This window comes from Streptomyces sp. NPDC033131 (assembly GCF_055578365.1).
In genome coordinates, this window is record NZ_JBVIPA010000106.1 from 1 (window position 1) to 3,169 (window position 3,169).

Genomic DNA, 3,169 nt, shown 5'->3' on the forward strand with positions numbered 1-3,169 from the left:
CATCGAGCATCAGCCCCCGCAGATAGCACTGACCCTTGGCCCGCTGATCCTTGCGCGGCACCGAGGCGAACACATCCTCCACGAATAGCCCCAACACAGCCCGTAATCGGTTCACTTCATGCTTGTCCACACTCCCAACATGCTCTTGATCAGTGAGAACGCAAAGACCTAACGAAGCACTACTAGACGATCTCCCGCCAGACGCAGTCAGCTACCACCCCTCCTCGGGGGGACCGACGACTCGGGCGCCGGCCTGCGCGGCCAGCCATGCAGCTCGTGCATCGTGGCCGGGTCGTGCATGAATGAAGACGGTGTGCTCAGTTGCCCACTCGTCACAGTGGATGGTGTGGCTGTTGCACGCGACCTGCAACTCGGCGTACTTGTACTCCTCGTTCAGCCCAAGCTCCGGAACGGCTGGCCACTTCAGGTCGTGCCACAGGACGTAGCACCTGGTGATGTCTGCCCAGGCCCTTAGAGCGTCGCTCGCCTGCGCAAGATCCGATACACCTAGGCTCACATTTGCGGGCAAGGCGGTATGCCCCTCCCCGTAAAGCTCAACCCTCGCATCAGGCAGAGCCTCGGTAAGGCGCCGGAGCACGTCTTCATCGCGTGCCCAGGCCTCCAGATAGCAGCCGTCAGGCCTGTACCAGAACGCAATCGCGAGCAACTTCTCCGCGAGCGTCAACGCCTCGGCCAGATCTGCGGTCCGCAGCACGGGCCACGCACAGGTGTTCCCCATGGCAGGATCCTGCCAGAACGATCACGTTGCCTGTCGAGAGATACGCCCAAGCCGAGGCAAGCGGCGTCAACATCAGCTGGGATCCAACTTCAAGGATCTACCGGGACCGGACAGTTAATGATCGCCGCATGTCTAGTCCCAGGTGATGTTTGACGTTCTGGTCCCAGCTGATGCTTGACGGTGGGCCTAGACAACATCGGAAACCTTGTAGGGCTTGTTCGCCTTCACGTTGCGGACGGGGATGTCGGTGGTGCGCCGGATGACGCGGACCTGATCGTCCAGCTCGACGCTGATCGTCGTGTCCGACACATGCACGGTCACCGTCTGACCTGCGTAGGGTCGGCCGAGGGAGACAGTCTGTCGGCAGACCATGACCGTGCCCACAGCGCTTACCCGCCGCTGGACACGGACCGGCTCCACCCGGGGCCGGGGCGGCGGGCCCGCGGGCCGCAGGCCGTGCAACCGCTGCACTTCCTCGCTGGTGAGCGGGTTGGGCCGCACTCGCAGCAACTCCCGCGAGGACGGGTCGAAGAACGACAGCGTGGCCTCGTCGATGCGGACGCTCACCCGGCGCCCGCCCAGAATCTCCGCCGCCAGCACCTGGCGCCCGCCCAGACCCACCAGCCCGTGGTTGTTCACCGTCCGGTCCACCTCGAACGCAGCACCGTCACCCGCCGGCAGCGGCGACGGCCCCGCCGCACGCCCACCCCGGGCTGCCAGCTGGGCCAGGTCCGCCACCGACAGGTGCGACCGCACCGACTTGATCCGCGACCCGGCGATCAGCAGGTGGATCACCTGTGTGTCGGCCCAGAACGTCACTGTCAGGCCCGAGCGGGCCGGGCCCAGCCAGAACTGCTTGCCCGCGACCTGCAGATTCCCACTCGCAGGCACCACCCGCTCGAACTCCACCGGCCCGCCATGCTCCACCGGCAGGTGGCCAACCGGCTCCTGATCCGGCAGCTCGGGCACGGCCGCGACCGGCTCAGCCGACTCCGCGGCCGGGGCCACCTCCGCTGGGGCCGTCCGCTGCTGCGGGACGAGCGCGAGGGCCCCTGGCACCTTCAGGCCGAGCACCTCCCGCTCCTGCTCCGGAACAGGCGTGAACCGGTCCGAGGGGCTCTGCATCTGAAGCGCCTGATGCGGCCGGACGGAGTTGTACTCCTCCACCCACACATCCAAGGCCGCCTGAGCCGCCTGAGCCGCCTCAATGCTCTCGAACGCCCCGCAGTCGTCGAGGAGTTCACGCCGCAGCGTCTGATGGAACCGCTCGACCTTGCCCGTCGTCGTCGGCGACGCCGGCTGGGTCAGCCGGTGCGCGATCCCGTTCTCCCGGCAGATCCGGTCGAACAACACCTCACCGCCCTGCCCGAACCGGTCGGTGAACTGCTTCCCGTTGTCCGTCAGCACCTCCTCCGGCACCCCGAACCTCTGCATCGCCCGGGCGAACGCCGCACAGACCGCCCGCCCTGTCGCCCGCTCCACCACCGCCGCGACCACGCAATACCGGGAATGATCATCCACACCCGTCACGACCTTGACCTCGGACAACTCCCCGGTCACCGGGTCGACCAGCATCACCCCGCCGACGATGTCCATCTGCCACAACTGCATCGGCCGGTCCCGCTGCCAGCGCTTGTAATCCGACCGTTTCCGGCGCCGAACCCCCGACTCCACCAGCCCATGACGGACCAGGATCCGATACACCGTCATCCGCGACGGCACCGGCGTGACCGCCCCGGACCGCTCCAGCACATGAGCGATCCGCCGCGGACCCCACCGAGGATGCTTGCGCCGCAGCTCACACACAGCCGCCTCCACCTCGGCAGAAGCCTGATGCGGGCACGAGGCCGGCCTACGCGACCGGTCCACCAGCCCTGCCAGGCCCGAAGCCTCATACCTCGACTTCCACCCACTGACCGTCTGCCGCGAGACGCCCAACTGAGCGGCGACCTCCGTCACCGTCGCACCGGCCAGCACCGCCAGGACAGCCCGGTATCTCTGCTCGACAACCGACAACTCCACCAGCGCCAATCCCGGCCTCCCCACACGCACCGCAACGACGCGCACAGCAAAGCCGATCACGGCCACCGTCAACCATCAGCTGGGATCGAAGTGTCAAGCATCTCCCGGGACTGGACACAAGCGATCACGAGGGCGCGGTAGAACTTTCCCTACTTCATCAAGGCCCGCGCACGGCGCGGGCGCGCGCCGCCTCAGCGGCGCGGCCTGCCTCCTGTCTGCGCCCCGGCTGGCCGCGCCCGGCGGCGCGCTACGTGCATGCGGGCATGAAGTGGGAGACACCCTCTGTGGCTGGGGCGGTCGGCTCCACGGCTTTAGACACCTCACGATGCCAACGCGTCAAGCGGCGGCAGCGAGTTCGGTGGGGAACGCGGTGTGTTCGTCGAACAGCTGGCGGCGCTGGAGGCAGTG

The 3,169-nt window shown here is 67.4% G+C and carries 2 protein-coding genes and 1 pseudogene; all 3 read right to left on the reverse strand.

All coding sequences use genetic code 11. From position 1 onward, the window contains the following. Nucleotides 1–130, reverse strand: a pseudogene (locus ACZ5XS_RS45620) (IS701 family transposase); the annotation flags it as partial. A gap of 81 nt (nucleotides 131–211) precedes the next feature. Then, entirely contained in the window at nucleotides 212–739 is a 528-nt protein-coding gene (locus ACZ5XS_RS45625) for a hypothetical protein (protein ID WP_468661620.1), read from the reverse strand. Between the two features lie 186 nt (nucleotides 740–925). After that, nucleotides 926–2,755: an IS481 family transposase gene (locus ACZ5XS_RS45630; RefSeq protein ID WP_468661621.1), complete on the reverse strand. Its 1,830-nt coding sequence runs from the start codon at nucleotides 2,753–2,755 to the stop codon at nucleotides 926–928. Between the last annotated feature and the right edge of the window lie 414 nt (nucleotides 2,756–3,169).